Genomic DNA, 19,893 nt, shown 5'->3' with positions numbered 1-19,893 from the left:
ACATCTTCTCAAGTAGCAGAACCTGCTATTGAAGACACTGATGAACTTTATATCGAGGTTGAGGGGAAAAGAGAGACAATTCCTGAAACATCAAGTCCTGTCTACATCATTCCTAAAGAAGAAATTGAGAAACAACGTCTGAATAGCGTTGCAGAAATTTTACGCAATCTACCAGGATTTGCAATTAATGATGCAGGTTTTGGTGCAGATATTCATACGGGAACATATTATCGAGGAAGCTCGATTAATCAGTCAGTTTTCTTACTCAATGGTAGACCGATCGGATCTAATGTTAACACCTACCACGGCGCTACCGATCTGAATAGTATTCCCGTAGAATCCATCGAACGAGTAGAATTATCGAGCGGTACGAGTTCTACCTTATATGGTTCGCAAGCATTTGGAGGAGTTGTCAATATTGTTACCAAGCAAGGTTCAGAGATTCCCCAGCTAAACGGTTTAGTAGAATACGGTTCTTATGACCAAGATAACTATCGCATTAGTTATGGTGGTAGTGGTGGTAATTTGAAATACAGCCTTGGTTTTGAACAATACGATGCTGAGAACAATTATCGCGTTCCTGAAGGAGCAGCAAATCGAGACTCAGATGGGCGTTTATTTAATGGTGATACTGCAACTAGTAACTACTTTGGTAGCCTCAGTCTTGATGTAAATTCTCGTAACACTCTCAGTTTAGATGCCTACAAAATTAGCAGTCGTCGCGGTTTATTGTACTTTGGTTTTCCCCTACAAAGAGATCGCTTAGATCGTGATGTATTCAATATTGGTTTATCTTGGAAAACTTTGCTAGGCAATGGAAAAGACTCCGTTCTTAGAGCTACAGTCGCCTATAATCAAGATTATTTCAATACCTACGGTCCTACACAAAACATTTTTTATCGTACGGGAACGCTCAATTCTCAAGCTGTAACTGCAAGGTTAGAACACGATTGGAAAATTAACACTAGTAATAATTTGCGCTGGGGCATAGATGTCAAAAATGACTTTTTAAATGGTGATGTTTTAAGTACAGCTCCGAATAGAGCCAACTTAAATGAAGAAGAAGAAAGAGAAAGATTTCAAACTGCATTATTTGCTTTAAACACCTGGAAAATCACCAATAATTTTCAAGCCGATCTAGGGTTGAGACAGAATTTTACTAGCGAGTTTGGTAGTTATTTAAATCCTAGTGTTGGGCTACGATGGGCAATGAGTCCAGGTGTAGCTTTACGGGGAAGTTGGGCATCAGTACAGCGCGATCCTGGGATCGATCAACTATATGTTTACGACACGGTACATAATTGGTTGCCAAACCCAGATCTAGAACCAGAAGTAGGTTCTTCATGGACAGCAGGAGTTGATGTCAAATTTGCCGAGAATTTAACCGGACAGTTTACTTATTTCGGCAGTAGCTTAACAGATCGCTTGGGCATTCAAGCAGGTCGCTGGACGAACATTGGATTAGTTAATACTAATGGTTTAGAAGCAGCATTGAAATGGCAAATTAATCCGCAGTGGTCAACTTTTCTCAACTATACTTATACCGATGCAAAAATTAAGTCAGGAATTGAAGAAGGATTACAACTTGGTTTAGTTCCCTATTCCGTAGGACAAATCGGTTTAGGCTATCAATCGGGAGGATGGGAAGTTAATTTATTTGCGAGCTATTATAGTGGAGCGCGACGAGCTTTTTTTAATAACCCGGGTGATAGCAATAGCGATTTCTCTCCCTCTTGGTTGAGTCTAGATTTAGGGGCGCGAATTCCAATCACAAGAAACTTGGGATTAACAGTCTATCTAGAAAATTTAGCAGATCGCGCCTATGAAAAATCCAATCGAATTTACGAACCTGGTTTAACCTATCGGATTGGTATTTCCTCTAATTTCTAGTCGTTGTAGAGTAGTGGGCATTGCCCACCGCTCAAAAATTAGGAAGCAATCTGACCAAAACGACGATCGCGGTTTTGATAAGCGAGTAAAGCTTGATGAAAGGCAGTGCGATCGAAGTCAGGCCACAAAATATCTGTAAAATACATTTCTGTATATGCCATTTGCCACAATAAAAAATTACTCAATCGCATTTCTCCACTAGTACGAATTAATAAATCTGGACAGGAAGTTCCAGCAGTATAAAGATAATTCTCGATAGAGTTTTCATCAATATCTTCGATCTCAATCTCTTGTTGTTGAATCTGTAAAGCAATTTGCCGACAAACTTGAGCAAGTTCTTTGCGACTGCCGTAATTAATAGCTACAGTAAAGTGAATAGCTGTGTTATGAATTGTGAGAGCGATCGCTCGTTGTATTTCTCTTTGCAAAGACTGAGGTAATACTGACAAATCTCCGATAAAAGAGAGCCGCACTCCTTCTTTTTGCATTTGGGCTAATTCGCGCTGTAATAGTCGTTCAAACAATAACATGAGAAAATCGATTTCTTGCGTAGGTCGTCGCCAATTCTCAGTCGAAAAAGCGTAAGCTGTTAATGCTTCGATTCCCCAATCTTTACAGCAGCGAAGTAGTTCTTTTAAAACTTTTGCTCCTTGGCGATGCCCAGCAACACGCGGTAATCCTTTTTTGGTAGCCCAGCGTCCGTTACCATCCATAATTACAGCAATGTGTTTAGGTAATCTTAGAGGATCTAGATTGGTAAATAGTTGAGAATGCATAGATTTTATCAATTTAATGTTATGCAAAGACACGAAGGTGCAAAGAAAATTGTCAGTTTCTTTCAAGCTTTATTGCAAGTTGTCGATCGCCGCAAGGGATACCATAATCTGCTTTACAATTCCTGAGAAGTGAGAGCGTTTCAATATAGGAAATGTAGATACACCTTGATACGAGCTTGAGAATCAAGGAGAAGATCTCGGCTCTGTTTCTCATAGCTTAAAAGTAAAAGAACTAGTTGTCAGTCGGTTAAAGTCGGGAAACCGATCTATTCAAAAGTCGGAAACTTCGGAAAAATCGGAACTCAAATGCACGCTTCAGCGACTAAAGACATAATCGCGATCGCCACGCAGTAGATGGAAAAAATAAGACTACCAAGGGTAATGCACCTACCACACTTTTAGACGCACAAATTTGAATGCATGAATCTAAATGCACGAAACATCCTCAGTAGAAATATCTATTCGTCAGGCTCGTACTAGCGATCGCGATCGAATCATTCAGTTGCACAGTCAGTCAATTCAGCAACTTTGTACGGCTGATTATAACCCTGCACAAATTCAAGCTTTGCTAGAAGATAAAAAAGTGTATGGAGTAAAATCGTGGGGTGATGTTGTCTTAGTAGCAGAGTATGGCGAAGAGATTGTAGGATTTTCGGCTTTGATGCAGGGTACGGTAAGTGCAATGTACGTCCATCCAAAATGGACTCGACAAGGTATTGGTAAGTGCTTGTTACAGGCGATCGAACGAGAAGCTATATTTCGGCGATGGCAATGGTTATTTGTGAAAGCTTCTATTACGGCTGTACCTTTTTATCAAGCTTGCGGCTATCAAATTCTACATCCCACTCAAATGATAGTTGCTCGTAGAGAGTGGGTTCCTTGTGTTGATATGCAAAAGCAACTACTGGTAACAATCGATCGACAGCGATTGCCTTCTCGACAAGCAGACACTTGTTGGCAAATCGTGCAATCATGTTTAGTTGGTTTAATCGTATTAGTCGCGATCGCAAAGATGATGCAATGGTTTTTACCTCGATAGTTCCTATCTCCTATTTCCTTTCATCTAGCCGGATTTTCAGGAAATGCCTCTTCTATAGCTTCTACTGAAGTGGGAATGCGATCGATAAAAGGTAAACTAGCTCCTTGCAAACCCCTTTTAATACGTTCTGGAGTTTCAGGAAAGATAATAAATAGCGGATAAATGCTATTCGCTCCTTCACTAAAAATGTGTTGATAAGGAAGAGGCATAATCCACTCGTATTCTTTATCTAATAACACTTGAGTTTGTCGCCAGCGTCCTAAGAAATCGGAAAAATCTTCATTTGGACGATAAATAAATAGAAAAATTTCTACTCCAGTTTTAATTTTCCACTCTGGATCGCACATGAGAAAAGCGATATCACAGGGTAACAGAGTCGTTTCTGTAACTTTGATTGCTTGACGTTCTTTACTAGTTGATGTAGGGTTTCGCAGCCGAATTATAGGTAGAGGAATCGGAATGACACTTTCATTAGGACGGCGTAAACTTGGAAGCATTTCTAAATAGGGACGATGCTGCTTCAGTAAGGCGATCGCTGCTGGGCGATCGCTATACTCTGCTAAGCACTCTTCATAACAAGATTTTTTAATACTCATAATTTAATCGGTTAATAGTTAGTAGTTAATCGTCAAGAGAGATCGCTAACTACTAACGGTTCGCTTAACCCAATTTTTCAAATACCTTGAACATGGGTAAGTACATCGAGAGAAGAATTCCCCCAACCATACCACCTAAAACTACAATCATAATTGGTTCAATAATACTGGTGAGAGCTTTAACGGCTTGCTCGACTTCATCTTCATAGAAATCAGCAACTTTCATTAGCATACTATCGAGTTCACCAGTTTCCTCACCAATACTAATCATCTGAATTGCCATCACGGGAAAAACTCGTTCTTTTTGTAGTGCTAAACTAATCATTCCTCCTTGCTGAATTTCTTTACGAGCTGCGTCTACAGCATTAGCAATTATCTGATTACCAGCCGTATCACGAACAATTTCCAGTGCAGTTAAAATTGGTACTCCTGAACGAGTCAAAGCACCAAAAGTACGACTGAAAAGGGCCACAGACGATTTTTGAATTAAGTCACCAAACAATGGAACTTTCAGAGAGATTCGGTCAATGGTTTCCCGACCCAGCCGAGTTTTGTAATACTGCCGATATACAAAACTACCGCCAATAAAAACTACTACAGGAATTATCGCACTTGGACTTCTAAGAACTGCGCTGATCCATAACATGAATTTTGTCAGTGCTGGTAATTCTACTCCTAACTGCTTAAAAATATCAGCAAAAATAGGTATGAGAAATATAGTCATACCAAGAAAAATCAGCACAGCTATAATTCCGACTGCAACTGGATAGGTTAAAGCAGATTTAATCTGGTTTTGTAGTCGAGCGCGATCTTCTAGTAGCTTGGATAATCGGTTCATGACTTCATCAAGAACACCACCGACCTCTCCAGCTTGTACCATACTGACATACATGTAATCGAAACAACCTGGGTGTTTCCGCATTGCTTCAGACAAATTCATTCCCTGCTGTACATCAGAACTAATGTCAATTAAAGCTCCTTTCAGTTTTGGGTTAGTACACTGTTCCGCCATTACACCCAAGCTTCTTACAATTGCTACACCCGCATTAATCAGGGTAGCAAACTGACGAGAAAATATGGCTTTATCTTTAACTGATACTTTTGATAGAGCTGCCATCAGGGGATCTAAGCTGAGATTACCACTCAACTTAAATTCTTCTGCTTGTTTTAGTTCTTGAATAAAAAGACCTTTCGATCTCAAACTAGAACGTGCTGCTGCTATTGTGTCAGCAACAACTTTTTCTTTTTTAGCGTTTCCTTTCGCGTCACGAACGCGAGCAACAAATGTAGGCATGTCTTAGCTCTTTTAGGAGATAGAGAATATGGAAGTTGTAGAGACACAAACTATATATCCCTACAGATGATTTTCTAAGAATTATTTAATGCATAGAAGCAGCTCTCATACCAGCTTTTACACCGACTCCTGGAGTATTACCAATCAAGCGCTGTAATTCATCTGGCTTAGATGTTTTAGACATTGCTGCTTCAAACGAAATTAGACCAGTTTTGTACTGATCTGCTAAAACTTTTTCCAATGTTTGCATACTCAAATTTCCTCCAGTTTGAATTGCCGAGTAAATTTGAGCTGTTTTTCCTTCACGAATTAAGTTAGAGATAGCAGGGGTAACAATCATAATTTCCTGAGCCATAACCCGACCGTATTCGCCTGGTTTAGGGTTCTTTTTAGATACGAGAGTTTGACTGAATACTGCCACAAGTGAGTTAGATAACTGGACGCGAATTTGTTGTTGTTGTTCTGGAGGAAATACATCTACCATCCGGTCAACAGTTTGAGCCGCAGAACTCGTGTGTAGTGTACCAAATACTAAGTGCCCTGTTTCTGCTGCTGAAATCGCTAACTGAATTGTTTCTAAGTCACGCATTTCACCTACCAGAATTACATCTGGATCTTCCCGTAAAGCTGCTCTAAGAGCATTAGCAAAACTTTTTGTATCTTCTCCAACTTGACGCTGATGGATCACACTTTTGATTGGTTCGTAGACAAACTCAATCGGATCTTCAACTGTGATAATGTGTTCCGCCCGCGTTGTATTAATATTATTAATCATGGACGCTAGGGTAGTAGACTTCCCCGATCCAGTTGGTCCCGTTACTAAGACTAATCCTCGTGGTTTTTCCGAAATTTCCCGCACAATATTGGGTAAATTCAAAGTTTCCATGCTGGGAATTTTGGAGGCTAGCGCTCGCAAACAGGTGGCATACGTGCCTCGGTCTTTATATACGTTGACGCGGAAGCGAGCTAGTCCCTTAATCCCATAAGAACAGTCTAGTTCCCAGTTTTGTTCTAGAGTTTTGCGCTGGGTATTATTTAACATACTAAAAATTAGTCTTTGACACTGTTCTGCTGTTAGTGGTTCGTGTTCCGTTGGAGTCAACTTTCCACTGATACGGATATATGGCGGTAAACCTGCTGAAATGTGTAAGTCCGAACCACCCGAGTTAATAACTTCTTCCATTAAGTCTTCAATCATTAATTCCATAAGTTAATCTCCTTGAAAGTTATGTTTGTAATTGGTAATTGGTGGTTGTTCGTTTTGACTTTTGACTTTTAACTTTTGACTTTTGACTTGCCCATTACCGATTGTCTAGTCACTAAATCGTGGAGTCATACAATAAGGACACTCAAACCACTCTGGTTGTAGCTCTGCATGACAAGTTTTACACTCTAATGAACTTTTACGTTTTGCTTTCAGTTCCGCTTCCAAACCAGAATCAGTGAAAGTGACGCGCTCTACTTCTTCCAAAGTCGTGTTACCTTGCATAACTAGCTCCAGACTATAAGCTAACAACGTTTTCATGCCCTCTTCTACGGCTGCTTCTTTAATCCGTTCGCTGGGCGCTCCTTCAGTAATTAAATTTTGTAGTCGTTCTGTAACGCGCATAACTTCATATACGCCACAACGCCCTTTATATCCAACGCCAGCGCATTTAGAGCAAAGTTGATTTTTAGCTTTAGCGGCTTGAATTTCTTCTAGCTCCAAAGATTTAGCTTTGTAAAGCGTTAGTTCGACATCTTTAGAACTCGCCAGTCCAAACCGAGCTAATTCCTCGGCACTGGGAGTATAAGGAATGCGACAATCAGAGCAGACGCGCCGCATCAAACGTTGAGCTACGACTCCTAGCAGCGCACCGGACACCATGAATGGTTCTACACCCATTTCGTCTAAACGAGAAATTGCCCCAGCAGCATCATTAGTGTGCAGAGTTGTCAATACCAAGTGTCCCGTTAGTGCTGCCTCAATAGCGGTTTTTGCCGTTTCCTTATCCCGAGTCTCACCAACTAGAATTACGTCTGGGTCTTGTCGTAGAAAAGCCCGCAAAATAGAAGCAAAATCCATTCCTTTTTCTCGAATCACCTGGACTTGCGTAATTCCTGGTAGAGAATACTCAATGGGGTCTTCAGCGGTGCTGATATTTACCCCTGGATCGTTGCGTTCTGCCAAAATTGAGTATAGAGTAGTCGATTTACCGCTTCCTGTCGGACCCGTAACCAAAAGCAGTCCGAACGGACGACTTGCCAAGTCCCTCACAATTTGCAGACTCTCTACATCGCTAATTAATTTGTCTAACCCAAGTTGGGTAGATGAGTTATCCAAAATCCGCAAGACAACTTTTTCCCCATAACGACTGGGTAGAGTGTTGACGCGAAAATCAACTTTTCGTCCTTCAAACACGCGGCGAATACGACCATCTTGGGGTGCGCGTCGTTCGGCAATATCCAATTCAGCAATAATTTTAAATCGAGCTGTCACAGCAGGAACGATTTGTTTGGGTAGGGGGTCAAAAGCCTGCCGCAATACTCCATCTCTACGAAATCGGACGCGCAAGTACTCTTCTTGGGGTTCAATGTGAATATCTGAAACTTTTTCTTGTAACGCTTTGATCAGAATTTTATTCACTAGGGCAATTACAGGAGCAGCATCCGCATCTTTGAGAGATGCACCTAAATCTGCGTCACCCTCCTCTGGTGCATCTTGTAAATCAAGTCCGTCTAACTCTACAGTGAAATCGACGGCATTAGCGTTATTTCTCTGAGTATCTGCCTGCTGTTTTTGTTTTTCTACATTTTCATCTAAATATTTAGAAAGAAGTTCTTGGAAGTCTTCTAGTGTAATGACCGTCCTTTGCAATCCAATATCGCGGGGGCGAAGAATACGGTTTAAATTATCTTGGGCATCCAAATTATCTGGATCGACCATTGCTATCAAAACGGACGGAGGCTCATCACTTTTTGATATAGGTAGCAGCCGATAGCGACGACAAATATCAATCGGGATTAAAGAATCAATCAACTCACCAACTTGACTAGTGCCAATCTGATTAATTTCTGGATCGAGAAACTCTACACCGTAGAGAATTTTTAGCTCGAATAGCTGTTGTTTTTTATATTGTCTAATTAAGTCTGGTGGCAGTTGTCGTCCAGTTATAGCTTCTAAAATCTCCGGTAGCGATCGCCCAGTCGAGCGACTTTCGCTCAAAGCCTGCTTCATCTGCTCTTTACTGACATACCCAGTCTCAACTACTTTGTTGCCAAAAGGAGACAAGTCATTTTTGACAATTAAGGCACGTCGCTGCATTGAAGAGGAGTAAGACATAATCGCTACTAAGATTTTGCATAATCAAGTATTCCCAAATAGAGTGTTCCCAAATCTCAAGAGAAATATTACAGAGGCGAGAAGCAGAAGAAGTCGGAATTCGGAAGCATCTAGCCACTAGCCACTAGCCACTAGTCACTGATGACTCTATTCCCCGTGCAACTGCGCCTGCAATTATTGCATCCTAGAAGAGGTAAGTTTGCGCATAGGCTGAAGGTTAGTGGCTGGAGTAAACCTCATATCTCTAGCCCCTTCCACATCTGCACAGTTGTTAGGATTTAGGATTGGGACATAATGATTGACGAAGAAAAGCAAACGGAAAACGCAGCTAACCAAGAACCACAACAGCAAACACAGCAAACAACGAACGAGGTAACAACCAAAACAATGAACTCAAATGCATTCGGAGAATTTGAAACACAGGCAAACGCTCCAGAGGTAGATGCTAACGTTGCATCGAACGAGAATCCAGTCGAAGTAGAAAAGCCTGATACCTCCTCCACCGCGCCTGAAGCCGATAATCGAGCTGCTTTGTTAGAAAAGGAGCGGGAGATCGAGTCGCTCAAAGCTAGCTTGGAGGAGCGTACCAGTCAATACATGCGCATGGGCGCGGATTTTGAAAATTTTCGCAAACGCACGCTCAAAGACAAAGAAGACTTAGAGCAAAAGATTAAACAGAACACTCTACAAGAAATTCTACCTGTGGTAGATAATTTCGAGCGGGCAAGAGCGCAGCTCAAACCGCAAACCGATGCTGAAATGAATCTTCACAAAAGTTATCAGGGAGTATACAAGCAACTGGTAGATTGCCTCAAGCGGCTAGGTGTTTCGGCAATGCGACCTGAAGGCAAGGAGTTTGACCCGAACCTACATGAAGCAGTCATGAGAGAACCGACAAGCGAGTACCCTGAAGGCACGGTGATTGAAGAATTGGTCAGGGGTTACTACTTAGGCGATCGCGTATTGCGCCATGCTTTGGTAAAAGTAGCTACTACCCCAGAAGAAATACCGTCAGAAACAGTAGTAGCAGAACCCCCACCCGAAGTTACAGAAAGTTGAGTGAAAAAATATCTTAGGAGTGAATGCATTGAGACAAATTCTGGGAAATATATCGTAGAGCCAATTTACTGCGTCGATCGCGATCTGGGACGACGCTACATCAATAAAAGCCACCTTACTGCTGAATATGGGAAAAGTTATTGGGATTGACTTAGGAACAACGAACAGTTGTGTTGCCATTTTAGAGGGCGGTCAACCATTGGTGATCCCCAATTCAGAAGGTGGACGAACAACTCCCAGCGTGGTTGGCTTTGGTAAAGCCAGCGATCGCTTGATCGGACAGTTGGCAAAGCGTCAAGCCGTCACGAATGCCGAAAACACTGTTTACAGTATCAAGCGGTTTATCGGACGGCGTTGGAACGAAACTCAAGCAGAACGCCAGCGCGTCCCCTACAAATCCGTTAGAGGACGCGACGACACTGTAGATGTCCAAATTCGCGATCGCACCTACACTCCCCAAGAAATTTCTGCCATGATCCTGCAAAAGCTCAAGCAGGATGCAGAAAATTTTTTGGGAGAAAGCGTAGACCAAGCAGTAATTACCGTACCAGCCTATTTTACCGATGCCCAGCGGCAGGCAACCAAAGACGCTGGAACGATCGCGGGACTGGAGGTTTTACGTATTATCAACGAACCAACAGCCGCCGCTTTAGCTTACGGCTTGGATAAGCAAGACCGAGACCAAACAATTCTCGTCTTCGATCTTGGCGGGGGTACTTTTGACGTTTCTATCTTGCAACTAGGGGACGGGGTATTTGAAGTTAAAGCCACCTCTGGCAACAATCAACTTGGCGGTGACGATTTCGATAACTGTATCGTGCGCTGGATGATTTCTTGCTTTCTAGACAATGAAGGTGTAGACCTGAGTACCGATCGCATGGCACTCCAGAGACTACGAGAAGCAGCAGAAAAAGCCAAAATCGAACTGTCTACCCTTGGCAGCACGACAATTAATTTACCTTTCATCACGGCTGATGCTACGGGACCAAAACACTTAGAACAAGAGCTAAGCCGCGCCAAGTTTGAAGAGTTGGTCTTGCCTCTGATCCAAGCCACGATCGAACCGATGGTGCAAGCCCTCAAAGACTGCGGTTTACGCCCCCCAGATATCGATAAGATCGTTCTTGTGGGTGGTTCCACCCGCATTCCAGCCGTGCAAAATGCCGTGCAAAACTTTTTTGGTGGCAGAACAGCCGAGCGATCGGTCAATCCCGATGAGGCTGTTGCACTAGGCGCGGCAATCCAGGGTGGAGTGTTGGGGGGCGAAGTAGAAGATGTCTTGCTACTGGACGTAACTCCGCTTTCTCTTGGAATTGAGACTTTAGGGGAAGTCTTTACAAAAATTATCGAACGCAATACAACCATTCCCACCAGTAAAGCGCAAATTTTCTCGACTGCTACCGACGGACAAACCTCTGTAGAAATCAAAGTTCTTCAGGGAGAAAGAGCGATGGCGCGGGACAACAAAACTTTGGGAAGTTTTGTACTCACTGGAATTCCTCCTGCTCCTAGAGGCACGCCCCAAATTGAAGTTGCCTTTGAAATCGATGTCAACGGGATCTTAAAAGTGGCAGCATCAGATAAAGGCACTGGCAGAGAACAATCTTTGCGGATCACGAACACGGGTGGATTGAGTGCAAGTGAAGTAGAACGGATGCGCCAAGAAGCAGAAATGTTTGCCGAGCAAGATCGAAAACGCTTGGAACTGATCGAACTGAAAAACCAAGCAGAACACTTGTTACAAAGTTATTTTGTGACGTTAAGAGATAATAAAGAGCTAATTACTGAAGAGTTTAAAACTCAGGCAGATGAAAAAGTTGCCGCACTCAAAACAGCCTTTGCTGACCCAGCTTCCACTGTTGAAGCGATCGAGCAAAGGCTGCAAGACTTCCAGCAAAACTTATTTGCTTTAGGAGCCAGCGTTTACGAACAAGCCCATCGCAGTAGCTCTTTTACTTCATCAGGTATGGACGACACCTTCACTTCTTCCTTTGGCGACGATAGTACGTATGCAGTAGACTACGAAGCAATTGAGGAGTAGTCATTGGTCATTGGTCATTGGTCATTAGTTGTTATTCTTCCCTACTCCCTACTCCCTACTCCCTGCTCCCTAACTCTAAAGGATCGGTTTTGCCACCTTGTTGAAAGTACGGTGATTTGTCTACAGTGATTATGGAACTTTAGTAACTAACGCTGAAACGCGATCGCCGCAGGACAGCAACAGATTCATCCCTCCTCTAACCACTAAACCAGCAGCGCTCTATGGCTCGTGACTATTACGAAATTCTGGGTGTTTCCCGCAGTGCGGATAAAGAAGAAATCAAACACGCCTATCGTCGCCTAGCTCGGAAATATCACCCCGATGTGAATAAGGAAACTGGAGCTGAGGAGCGGTTCAAAGAAATCAACCGAGCTTACGAAGTGTTATCGGAACCGGAAATGCGGGCGCGTTACGATCGCTTTGGCGAAGCTGGTGTCGCAGCTGGTGCTGGGGCAGCAGGTTTTCAAGACTTTGGCGATATTGGCGGTTTTGCTGACATATTTGAAAGCTTCTTTAGCGGTTTTGGTGGTGCGGGCGCTCAAGGTGGGACGCGGCGGCGGAGCGGACCAGTCCGTGGCGACGACCTGCGGCTAGATTTGAAGTTAGATTTTAGAGAAGCGGTCTTTGGCGGAGAGAAAGAAATTCGCATTTCTCACCTAGAAACTTGTGAAGTTTGTAGCGGTTCTGGTGCAAAGCCCGGAACTCGACCGCGGACCTGTACGACTTGTAGTGGCTCGGGTCAGGTAAGGCGCGTTACCCGCACTCCCTTTGGTAGTTTTACGCAGGTGTCTACTTGTCCCACTTGTAACGGTACGGGGCAGATGATTGAAGACAAGTGCGAGGCTTGCGATGGGAAAGGCGCGAGGCAGGTAACGAAGAAGTTAAAAATTACCATTCCCGCCGGAGTTGACAACGGTACGCGCTTACGTATTTCTGGGGAAGGTGATGCAGGCGATCGCAATGGTCCGCCAGGAGATTTATACGTTTACATCTTTGTCAACGAAGACGCAGAATTTCGCCGCGACGGGATTAACGTTCTATCAGAAATTAAACTCAGCTACTTGCAAGCAATTCTAGGCAGCCGCATAGAAGTTAATACGGTAGATGGTCCGACTGAATTGATCGTGCCTGCTGGTACTCAACCAAACACCGTGATGACTTTAGAAAATCACGGCGTGCCGCGCTTGGGTAATCCCGTCAGCCGAGGCGATCACCTCATCACAATCTCAATCGATATTCCCACCCGCATTACTCCTGAAGAACGAGAATTGCTGGAAAAGCTAGCTAAAATTCGGGGCGATCGCACTGGAAAAGGTGGTATAGAAGGATTTTTGGGAAATCTGTTCCACAAATGAATCAATCATTTTTGTCATCTGCCGATGCTCAACTCGATCTACGTGGTACTCCCTGCCCGATTAACTTCGTTCGCACTAAGCTACGATTGGAAAAAATGACTCCAGGCAGCTTGCTGGAAGTCTGGCTAGACCCAGGTGAACCAATCGAGCAAGTGCCGGATAGTTTGACAATGGCAGGATATCAGATCGAGCAAATTGAAGAACGCGACGGGTTTTTCGCGCTTCAGGTGAGACATCCTGTGAAGTGAGGGAGTCTTAAAGACGTTACATGTGTAGTGTAGAGACGTTACATGTAATGTCTCTACAGAAGTACAAAAATAGTGGAAAGGTTGTCAGTTATGCATGAGTAATTTGCCTAATTCTGAAAATCAACCGTTAGAGGACGCTGCACCTCTATTGGGTACGGTAGTAGCAGTACAAGCAAACTACTACTGGGTAAGGTTGGATGCTCAAGGTTCAGAATTAACTACCCCCTCAGCTCCCTCAGCTCTTCTTTGCACGCGGCGGGCGCGGTTGAAAAAGCTAGGACAGCAAGTCATGGTTGGCGATCGCGTTGTCATAGAAGAACCGGATTGGGCTGGTGGTCGAGGAGCGATCGGGGAAGTCTTACCCCGTCAAAGTCAGCTCGATCGTCCGGCGATCGCTAACGCGCAGCAAATTCTGCTCGTATTTGCCTTGGTAGAACCAGACCTTGACCCGTATCAATTGAGTAAGTTTTTAGTGAAAGCAGAGTCTACGGGGTTAGAAATTTGTCTGTGCTTGAATAAAAGTGACTTGCTCTCAGCCCAGCAGATTGATAATTGGCGCGATCGCTTGAAAAGTTGGGGCTATCAACCTTTATTTATCAGCGTCCATCAGGGGGTTGGGGTCGAGCGAGTTAGCCAGCACCTGCAAGCGAAAATTACCGTCATTGCTGGACCCTCTGGCGTTGGAAAGTCGAGTTTAATCAACATGCTAATCCCAGAAGCGGGGTTGCGAGTTGGAGAAGTATCGGGGAAGCTGTTGCGGGGTCGCCACACGACGCGGCACGTCGAACTGTTTGAATTGCTTACGGGCGGATTGCTAGCCGATACTCCTGGCTTTAACCAACCAGATCTCGACTGTACTCCAGAAGAGTTAGCAAGCTATTTTCCAGAAGCAAAAAAACGCTTAGCTGTTGCTAGTTGTCAGTTTAGCAATTGCTTGCACCGCGATGAACCGAATTGTGTTGTGCGGGGCGACTGGGAACGTTATCAGCACTATTTGGGCTTGTTAGAGGCGGCGATCGCCTATCAAGAACAGCTAGCTCGTCAAGCCAATCCCGAATCAAATGTGAAGCTGAAAACCAAACGGGGGAAAAGTCAGTACGAACCCAAACTAGAAACGAAAAAATATCGCCGCCAGTCTCGCCGGACGCAACAGCAATCTCTCCAGGAGTTATATCGAGAAGCAGAGGAATAGGGTCTAAAATTTAAAAAATATTAACTTAAAAAATTGGAGATTTTTATGGCTCCTAAAGTCGAAATCTACACCTGGAGATCCTGCCCGTTTTGCATTCGTGCCAAACAACTTCTTGCCAAAAAAGGTGTTGATTTTATCGAGTACAGTATTGATGGCGATGAAGCCGCTCGCAAACAGATGGCACAGAGAGCAAACGGTCGCCGTTCCGTACCCCAAATCTTTATCGACGATCGCCACATTGGGGGATGCGATGACATTTACGATCTGGATTTTCAAGGCAAGCTCGATCCGCTGCTAACCTCGGCTCAAGGAGCGTAAGCCATTGAATTTAAAACTAGCTTTTATTATCGACCCGATCCACAAACTCGATCCAGGTCACGATACGAGCGTTGCTTTGATGGAAGCAGCGCAAGCTTTAGGACATGAAGTGTGGATAACCCAAGCTAGCCTCTTGGGGGTAGCCGAAGGTAAGGCATGGGCTGTTTTAGAACGGTTACAACTGAAACCAGTGCAGTTGGTAGACGGGCGTTGGGTAGCGGAACTGGTTTGGTACGATTTGAGCGATCGCACCTGGACACCTTTAGAAAATTTTGATGCTGTCTTCATGCGGACAGATCCGCCTGTAGATATTCCCTACCTCTACGCTACTTACATTCTCGACTTCATCGACCAAAGCAAAACTCTAGTTGTGAATAATCCCCAAGGATTAAGGGCAGCAAATGAAAAAATGTTTGCCCTGCAATTTCCCCATTTGATGCCAGAGACGATTGTGAGTGCGGATAAAAAAGTGATTCGCCAATTTTTAGCAGCAAAAGAGGCAGCGATTCTCAAACCACTGGGACTTAAAGCAGGTGAAGGAATTATTTATCTCGAAGAAGGCGATCGCAATTTCAACTCAATTGTAGAAATTAGCACTTACCAGGGCAAAATGCCCGTGATGGTGCAAGAATTTATCCCTGCTGCGAAAGAAGGAGACAAGCGGATTATTCTACTCAACGGCGAACCCATCGGAGCTGTGAATCGAATTTCCACCAGCGATGACTTTCGTAATAACATGGCAGCTGGCGGTACGGTAGCCAAAACTGAAATTACAGACCGAGAACATCAAATCTGTAAGGATTTAGCTGTCAGCCTACAACAAAACGGCTTATATTTTGTTGGAATTGATGTTATCGGTGGCTATCTAACTGAAGTGAACGTCACCAGCCCTACAGGAATCAGAGAAATCGATAGGCTCAATGGAATTCGTCTGGGAGAAACGGTGATGCATTGGCTGGAGAAAGCCGTAGCACAAAATACGGGCGAATAGAATTCGCTTCTACACAAACAAAGCCTGCCTACGCAGGCTTGTAAAGTTCATGCAGGTAGACTTTGCTTTGTGTCGCTCTAAACTTTCAGTTTGAGAGCAATTCGCTACTCATCGTCAGCTTCCATTTCTTCGTCTTCATCTTCTTCGTGAGCTTTCACGGAGTTAGCTGAGACAACAGCGCCCATGTCAAGTTTTTCTCTGACCAGTTTCTGAATTTCCTGAGCGACCTCAGTATTTTCCTCCAAATACTTAATCGTATTGTCGCGACCTTGGGCAATGTTTTCGCCTTTGTAGCTATACCACGCACCTTTGCGCACAATTACGCCTGTTTCTTCGGCAATGTCTACCATACAACCTAATGTAGAAATGCCTTTGCCGAAGATAATATCAAACTCGGCGATCCGAAATGGAGGTGCAACTTTGTTTTTAGCAACTTTGACTTTAACGCGGTTGCCGAATTCTTCCGTTCCCTTTTTCAAAGTTTGAATTCGGCGAATATCTAACCGCACGGAAGCGTAGAACTTAAGGGCATTACCTCCAGTTGTTGTCTCTGGGTTGCCATAAGTCACGCCAATCTTTTGTCGTAGCTGGTTGAGGAAAATTACGGTACAACCAGATTTACCAATGTTACCCGTGATTTTTCTTAAAGCTTGGCTCATCAAACGCGCTTGCAATCCGACGTGGGCATCTCCCATTTCGCCTTCAATCTCGGCACGAGGAACGAGTGCAGCGACGGAATCTATAATCACAACATCAACCGCAGCCGATCGCACCAACTGATCGACAATTTCTAGACCCGCTTCACCAGTGTCTGGCTGGGAAACGAGGAGATTCTCAATATCTACGCCCAGAGCCGCTGCGTAGGTGGGGTCGAGGGCGTGTTCTGCGTCCACAAAGGCAGCAATCCCACCTGCTTTTTGAACTTCCGCGATCGCGTGGAGTGCTACTGTCGTTTTACCAGAACTCTCGGGACCGTAGATTTCTATTACCCGCCCTTTGGGTAAACCGCCGCCTAGAGCTAAGTCCAGCGTCAACGAACCGCTAGAAATAGTTTCCACGCGCATTCGGGTCGCATCTCCCAAGCGCACGATCGCCCCTTTGCCGAAATTGCGTTCGATTTGATTTAGTACTAGATTCAGGGCTTTTTGCTTGCCAGCAACATCATTGTTAATAGCCATTCGCGCCTCTAGGATAGGAGGTGTAAAAACTTTTACTTAACTAGTTTGAACTAGTGCAGATATACTATTTTAGTAGATTTATCCAGCACAGCATAGCATATGTAAGAATTCGGAATTCGGAATTTGGAATTCGGAATTAGCGATTAATCGCTGTTTTATGGCTTTTATCTCATTTAAGAGCAGTTTTTCGCGTATTTCCTCTTGATTTTGGTGTTTTCTCTTAGCTACTTGCATGGATATGATTTTGGTCACGCATAGACGCTTGAAGAGCGGCTTCTCGTAGAGTAGACGCTAAGGCGCGAAGAAGAAAGCTAAGAAGAGATCTTCTGTCCCGTTTGTCTCCCTTGCCCCCAACTTACGACTTACGACTTACGACTTTTCCCCCACTCCCCATGTCCTATACTTTCGAGTCCCAACTAGAAGAGGCTGTCATCTCGGTGGCTGGTCTAACCTCATATATTCAATTATTGCTCGAACATGATGAAGTACTGCGGCAAGTTTGGGTTGTGGGGGAAGTTTCGAGTCTCAACCACCACCCCAAGGGCGTGTTTTTGACGCTGCAAGACCCAGAGACAAAAGCTGAGATTAAGTGTGTGGTTTGGAATAGCCAGTTGTCGCGCTTGGCTCAACTACCAGTACAAGGGGAGCAGATCGTAGTTTTGGGTAGTATTCGCTTGTATCCCCAACGGGGACAATACCAACTAACAATATGGCAGGTTTTACCGGCGGGAGAGGGGTTGCTGGCGTTGAGACTGCGGCAGTTGCGCGATCGCCTGGAGGCAGAAGGATTATTCGATCTAGAACGCAAGAGAACTCTACCAGTCCATCCCCAAGCGATCGCCGTTGTCACCTCACCAACAGCAGCAGCTTGGGGCGATATTCAAAAAACGCTCAAACGCCGCTATCCTGGTTTGTTCGTCCTGTTTTCGCCTGCTACCGTGCAAGGAGAGCAAGCGCCGACATCCATAGTAAAGGCGATCGAGCGCGTGGAAAGAGACGGACGGGCGGAGGTATTGGTTCTTACCCGTGGTGGGGGCGCAGTAGAGGAGTTGGCTTGCTTTAACGACGAACGAGTCGTGCGGGCAGTAGCTGAGTGTTCTATGCCCGTGATTACGGGAATCGGGCATCAACGGGACGAGACTTTAACAGATTTGGTGGCTGATGCGTGCGCCCATACCCCCACAGCAGCAGCGGAACTCGTCGTCCCAGATTTAGCGATTGTGTATGCCGAGCATCGGCAGAGGATAGAGACGTTACAGGCAGTTGTACAGCAACAATTAAATGTAGCAGGCGATCGCTACTATTCTCTCAGCAGTCGGTTGGGGCGTTTGCGCTTAGACCGAGAAATTCAGCGCGAGATTGAGTTTTTAAATTGGAAAAAGCAGCAGTTAATTCAGGTCACTCAACAGCGATCGCAAAAAGCACGGCAACACTGTCATTTATTAGCACAGAAACTTACTAGCCTCGATCCTCATGCAGTATTGAAACGGGGTTACGCTGTAGTTCGACAAGAAAACGGTGCGATCGCTCGTTCGGCTGCTCAGTTAGCGCCAGGACAAGAGTTATTAATTCAGCTCAGTCAAGGAAAAATCAAAGTTAAAGTTATCGAGAATTCTCAATCTGAAATCTAAAATTCTTAGCCCTACAGACAAAAGCCACTGACACAGGTTAAAACTTTCTACAGTATGTTGAGTTCGTGTAGATGAACTTAGTTATTGTCGTCACGAATTTCGTTCGCTGAGGAAGAAGTATTGTATGAGAATTTCCGCAAAATTACGTAAATTGATTTGGTTGTTAATTTTATTTATATGGGTAGCTTTAGCAGCAATTTTTCTAGTACCGCAATTAACTCTAAAGTTTACAGAAACAACACTTTCGCGATCGGTAGATACAGCTAGCCCTAATATCCCTAAAACTGATTCGTCAGTACCATCTATTTCTTCATCACCTGTAGCGACTACCAACTCTATTAAATCAACACATGTAGAAACTACTAATGTCATCAAACCAATTATCTTTGCTAGTAATGCAATCGATCGCAAGCCAATAAAAAAAGTTTTTCCGAGTGATTTTATCTCAGCTAATGTTAAAACTCAATATGGCGCAAAAGGTGATGGTGTTACAGATGATACAGCGGCAATTCAAAAAGCTCTAGATGACGAACGCGACGAAGAACAAGATTATTTTGGCAAGCCAAAAGCTCTGTATTTTCCGGCTGGAACTTATTTAATCAGCAATACTTTAACTTGGAAGGGTTGCTGTATGAGTTGGCAGGGACAAGGGGCAGAAATTAGTATTATTAAACTCAAAGACAAGACGAAAAGTTTTGGCGATCGCAATGCTCCTAAACCAGTCATACAGACTATAGATGGTAATATGTCATTTCGCCAAAATATTACAGATTTGACAATAGATACGGGAAAAAATAATCCAGGGGCGAGCGGGATAGACTATATTTCTAATAATTTTGGTTCTCTGTGGAATGTTTCAATTCGCTCTGGTGACGGACAAGGAAAAGTTGGTTTAGATATGTCGAGACAATGGGCTGGACCTTGTTTAATTAAAAATGTTCAAATTCATGGATTTGACTACGG

17 protein-coding genes and 1 pseudogene are annotated in these 19,893 nt (G+C 44.1%); 12 read left to right on the top strand and 6 right to left on the bottom strand.

Going from position 1 to position 19,893, the window contains the following annotated elements:
- Window positions 1–1,890: TonB-dependent receptor plug domain-containing protein (locus ACRC32_RS18980; protein ID WP_438555431.1), on the top strand; the 1,890-nt coding region annotated here is incomplete at its 5' end.
- A gap of 38 nt (window positions 1,891–1,928) precedes the next feature.
- On the opposite strand, the gene ACRC32_RS18975 is transcribed toward ACRC32_RS18980, so the two are convergent.
- The gene (locus tag ACRC32_RS18975) at window positions 1,929–2,666 is read right to left on the bottom strand and encodes an isoprenyl transferase (protein ID WP_438555430.1); all 738 of its coding nucleotides are present in this window, start codon (window positions 2,664–2,666) and stop codon (window positions 1,929–1,931) included.
- 430 nt (window positions 2,667–3,096) lie between these two features.
- Between ACRC32_RS18975 and ACRC32_RS18970 the strand changes: the two genes are divergently transcribed.
- Window positions 3,097–3,705 carry a GNAT family N-acetyltransferase gene (locus ACRC32_RS18970; protein WP_438555429.1) on the top strand — a complete coding sequence of 203 codons (609 nt, stop codon included), beginning with the start codon at window positions 3,097–3,099 and terminating at the stop codon, window positions 3,703–3,705.
- A gap of 20 nt (window positions 3,706–3,725) precedes the next feature.
- On the opposite strand, the gene ACRC32_RS18965 is transcribed toward ACRC32_RS18970, so the two are convergent.
- The 4 genes from ACRC32_RS18965 to ACRC32_RS18950 all read right to left on the bottom strand — a co-directional run bounded on the left by ACRC32_RS18965 (window position 3,726) and on the right by ACRC32_RS18950 (window position 8,917).
- On the bottom strand, window positions 3,726–4,301 hold the full coding sequence (locus tag ACRC32_RS18965) for a hypothetical protein (RefSeq protein WP_438555428.1): 576 nt from the start codon (window positions 4,299–4,301) through the stop codon (window positions 3,726–3,728).
- 64 nt (window positions 4,302–4,365) lie between these two features.
- The gene (locus ACRC32_RS18960; protein ID WP_438555427.1) at window positions 4,366–5,595 is read right to left on the bottom strand and encodes a type II secretion system F family protein; all 1,230 of its coding nucleotides are present in this window, start codon (window positions 5,593–5,595) and stop codon (window positions 4,366–4,368) included.
- A gap of 85 nt (window positions 5,596–5,680) precedes the next feature.
- Entirely contained in the window at window positions 5,681–6,802 is a 1,122-nt protein-coding gene (locus ACRC32_RS18955) for a type IV pilus twitching motility protein PilT (RefSeq protein WP_438555426.1), read from the bottom strand.
- 105 nt (window positions 6,803–6,907) lie between these two features.
- A complete protein-coding gene (locus tag ACRC32_RS18950) occupies window positions 6,908–8,917 on the bottom strand; it encodes a GspE/PulE family protein (protein ID WP_438555425.1) in 2,010 nt (669 codons plus the stop codon).
- A gap of 294 nt (window positions 8,918–9,211) precedes the next feature.
- Between ACRC32_RS18950 and grpE the strand changes: the two genes are divergently transcribed.
- The 8 genes and pseudogenes from grpE to gshB all read left to right on the top strand — a co-directional run bounded on the left by grpE (window position 9,212) and on the right by gshB (window position 16,121).
- On the top strand, window positions 9,212–9,976 hold the full coding sequence (gene grpE / locus ACRC32_RS18945) for a nucleotide exchange factor GrpE (protein WP_438555424.1): 765 nt from the start codon (window positions 9,212–9,214) through the stop codon (window positions 9,974–9,976).
- On the top strand, window positions 9,977–10,126 hold the full coding sequence (locus ACRC32_RS18940; protein ID WP_158631818.1) for a hypothetical protein: 150 nt from the start codon (window positions 9,977–9,979) through the stop codon (window positions 10,124–10,126).
- A pseudogene (gene dnaK, locus ACRC32_RS18935) lies at window positions 10,104–11,951 on the top strand (molecular chaperone DnaK); the annotation flags it as partial. The gene ACRC32_RS18940 and the pseudogene dnaK, both read left to right, overlap by 23 nt.
- Before the next feature lie 287 nt (window positions 11,952–12,238).
- A complete protein-coding gene (dnaJ, locus tag ACRC32_RS18930) occupies window positions 12,239–13,372 on the top strand; it encodes a molecular chaperone DnaJ (protein WP_015153790.1) in 1,134 nt (377 codons plus the stop codon).
- Window positions 13,369–13,620 (top strand): sulfurtransferase TusA family protein, encoded by a 252-nt coding sequence (locus ACRC32_RS18925; RefSeq protein ID WP_438555423.1) that lies wholly within the window; start codon window positions 13,369–13,371, stop codon window positions 13,618–13,620. The genes dnaJ and ACRC32_RS18925 overlap by 4 nt, the downstream gene beginning before the upstream one ends.
- A 94-nt stretch (window positions 13,621–13,714) precedes the next feature.
- Entirely contained in the window at window positions 13,715–14,812 is a 1,098-nt protein-coding gene (gene rsgA, locus ACRC32_RS18920; protein WP_438555422.1) for a small ribosomal subunit biogenesis GTPase RsgA, read from the top strand.
- A 45-nt stretch (window positions 14,813–14,857) separates the two neighbouring features.
- Window positions 14,858–15,130 (top strand): glutaredoxin 3, encoded by a 273-nt coding sequence (gene grxC / locus ACRC32_RS18915; protein WP_438555421.1) that lies wholly within the window; start codon window positions 14,858–14,860, stop codon window positions 15,128–15,130.
- A 4-nt stretch (window positions 15,131–15,134) separates the two neighbouring features.
- Window positions 15,135–16,121: a glutathione synthase gene (gshB, locus tag ACRC32_RS18910; RefSeq protein WP_438555420.1), complete on the top strand. Its 987-nt coding sequence runs from the start codon at window positions 15,135–15,137 to the stop codon at window positions 16,119–16,121.
- Window positions 16,122–16,225: 104 nt separating this feature from the next.
- Here gshB and recA read toward each other — a convergent pair whose 3' ends face one another.
- Window positions 16,226–17,299, bottom strand: a complete 1,074-nt coding sequence (gene recA, locus ACRC32_RS18905) for a recombinase RecA (protein ID WP_438555419.1) — start codon at window positions 17,297–17,299, stop codon at window positions 16,226–16,228.
- 392 nt (window positions 17,300–17,691) lie between these two features.
- Here recA and xseA point away from each other — a divergent pair, with 392 nt between their 5' ends.
- Both xseA and ACRC32_RS18895 read left to right on the top strand, forming a co-directional pair.
- Window positions 17,692–18,930 (top strand): exodeoxyribonuclease VII large subunit, encoded by a 1,239-nt coding sequence (gene xseA, locus ACRC32_RS18900; protein WP_438555418.1) that lies wholly within the window; start codon window positions 17,692–17,694, stop codon window positions 18,928–18,930.
- 124 nt (window positions 18,931–19,054) lie between these two features.
- On the top strand, window positions 19,055–19,893 hold an 839-nt coding region (locus tag ACRC32_RS18895; protein ID WP_438555417.1), incomplete at its 3' end, for a glycoside hydrolase family 55 protein.

Source organism: Chroococcidiopsis sp. (assembly GCF_051657925.1).
In the GTDB taxonomy this organism is placed as follows: domain Bacteria; phylum Cyanobacteriota; class Cyanobacteriia; order Cyanobacteriales; family Chroococcidiopsidaceae; genus Chroococcidiopsis.
The sequence above is the reverse complement of the archived record's forward strand: the minus strand, read 5'-3'. Positions and strand labels throughout refer to the sequence as shown.

Excerpts from the sequence above, each read along its gene's own strand:
- ACRC32_RS18975 (WP_438555430.1), bottom strand. The coding sequence starts at position 2,666 with ATGCATTCTCAACTATTTACCAATCTAGATCCTCTAAGATTACCTAAA.
- ACRC32_RS18970 (WP_438555429.1), top strand. The coding sequence starts at position 3,097 with ATGCACGAAACATCCTCAGTAGAAATATCTATTCGTCAGGCTCGTACT.
- ACRC32_RS18965 (WP_438555428.1), bottom strand. The coding sequence starts at position 4,301 with ATGAGTATTAAAAAATCTTGTTATGAAGAGTGCTTAGCAGAGTATAGC.
- ACRC32_RS18960 (WP_438555427.1), bottom strand. The coding sequence starts at position 5,595 with ATGCCTACATTTGTTGCTCGCGTTCGTGACGCGAAAGGAAACGCTAAA.
- ACRC32_RS18955 (WP_438555426.1), bottom strand. The coding sequence starts at position 6,802 with ATGGAATTAATGATTGAAGACTTAATGGAAGAAGTTATTAACTCGGGT.
- ACRC32_RS18950 (WP_438555425.1), bottom strand. The coding sequence starts at position 8,917 with ATGTCTTACTCCTCTTCAATGCAGCGACGTGCCTTAATTGTCAAAAAT.
- grpE (WP_438555424.1), top strand. The coding sequence starts at position 9,212 with ATGATTGACGAAGAAAAGCAAACGGAAAACGCAGCTAACCAAGAACCA.
- dnaJ (WP_015153790.1), top strand. The coding sequence starts at position 12,239 with ATGGCTCGTGACTATTACGAAATTCTGGGTGTTTCCCGCAGTGCGGAT.
- ACRC32_RS18925 (WP_438555423.1), top strand. The coding sequence starts at position 13,369 with ATGAATCAATCATTTTTGTCATCTGCCGATGCTCAACTCGATCTACGT.
- rsgA (WP_438555422.1), top strand. The coding sequence starts at position 13,715 with ATGAGTAATTTGCCTAATTCTGAAAATCAACCGTTAGAGGACGCTGCA.
- grxC (WP_438555421.1), top strand. The coding sequence starts at position 14,858 with ATGGCTCCTAAAGTCGAAATCTACACCTGGAGATCCTGCCCGTTTTGC.
- recA (WP_438555419.1), bottom strand. The coding sequence starts at position 17,299 with ATGGCTATTAACAATGATGTTGCTGGCAAGCAAAAAGCCCTGAATCTA.
- xseA (WP_438555418.1), top strand. The coding sequence starts at position 17,692 with ATGTCCTATACTTTCGAGTCCCAACTAGAAGAGGCTGTCATCTCGGTG.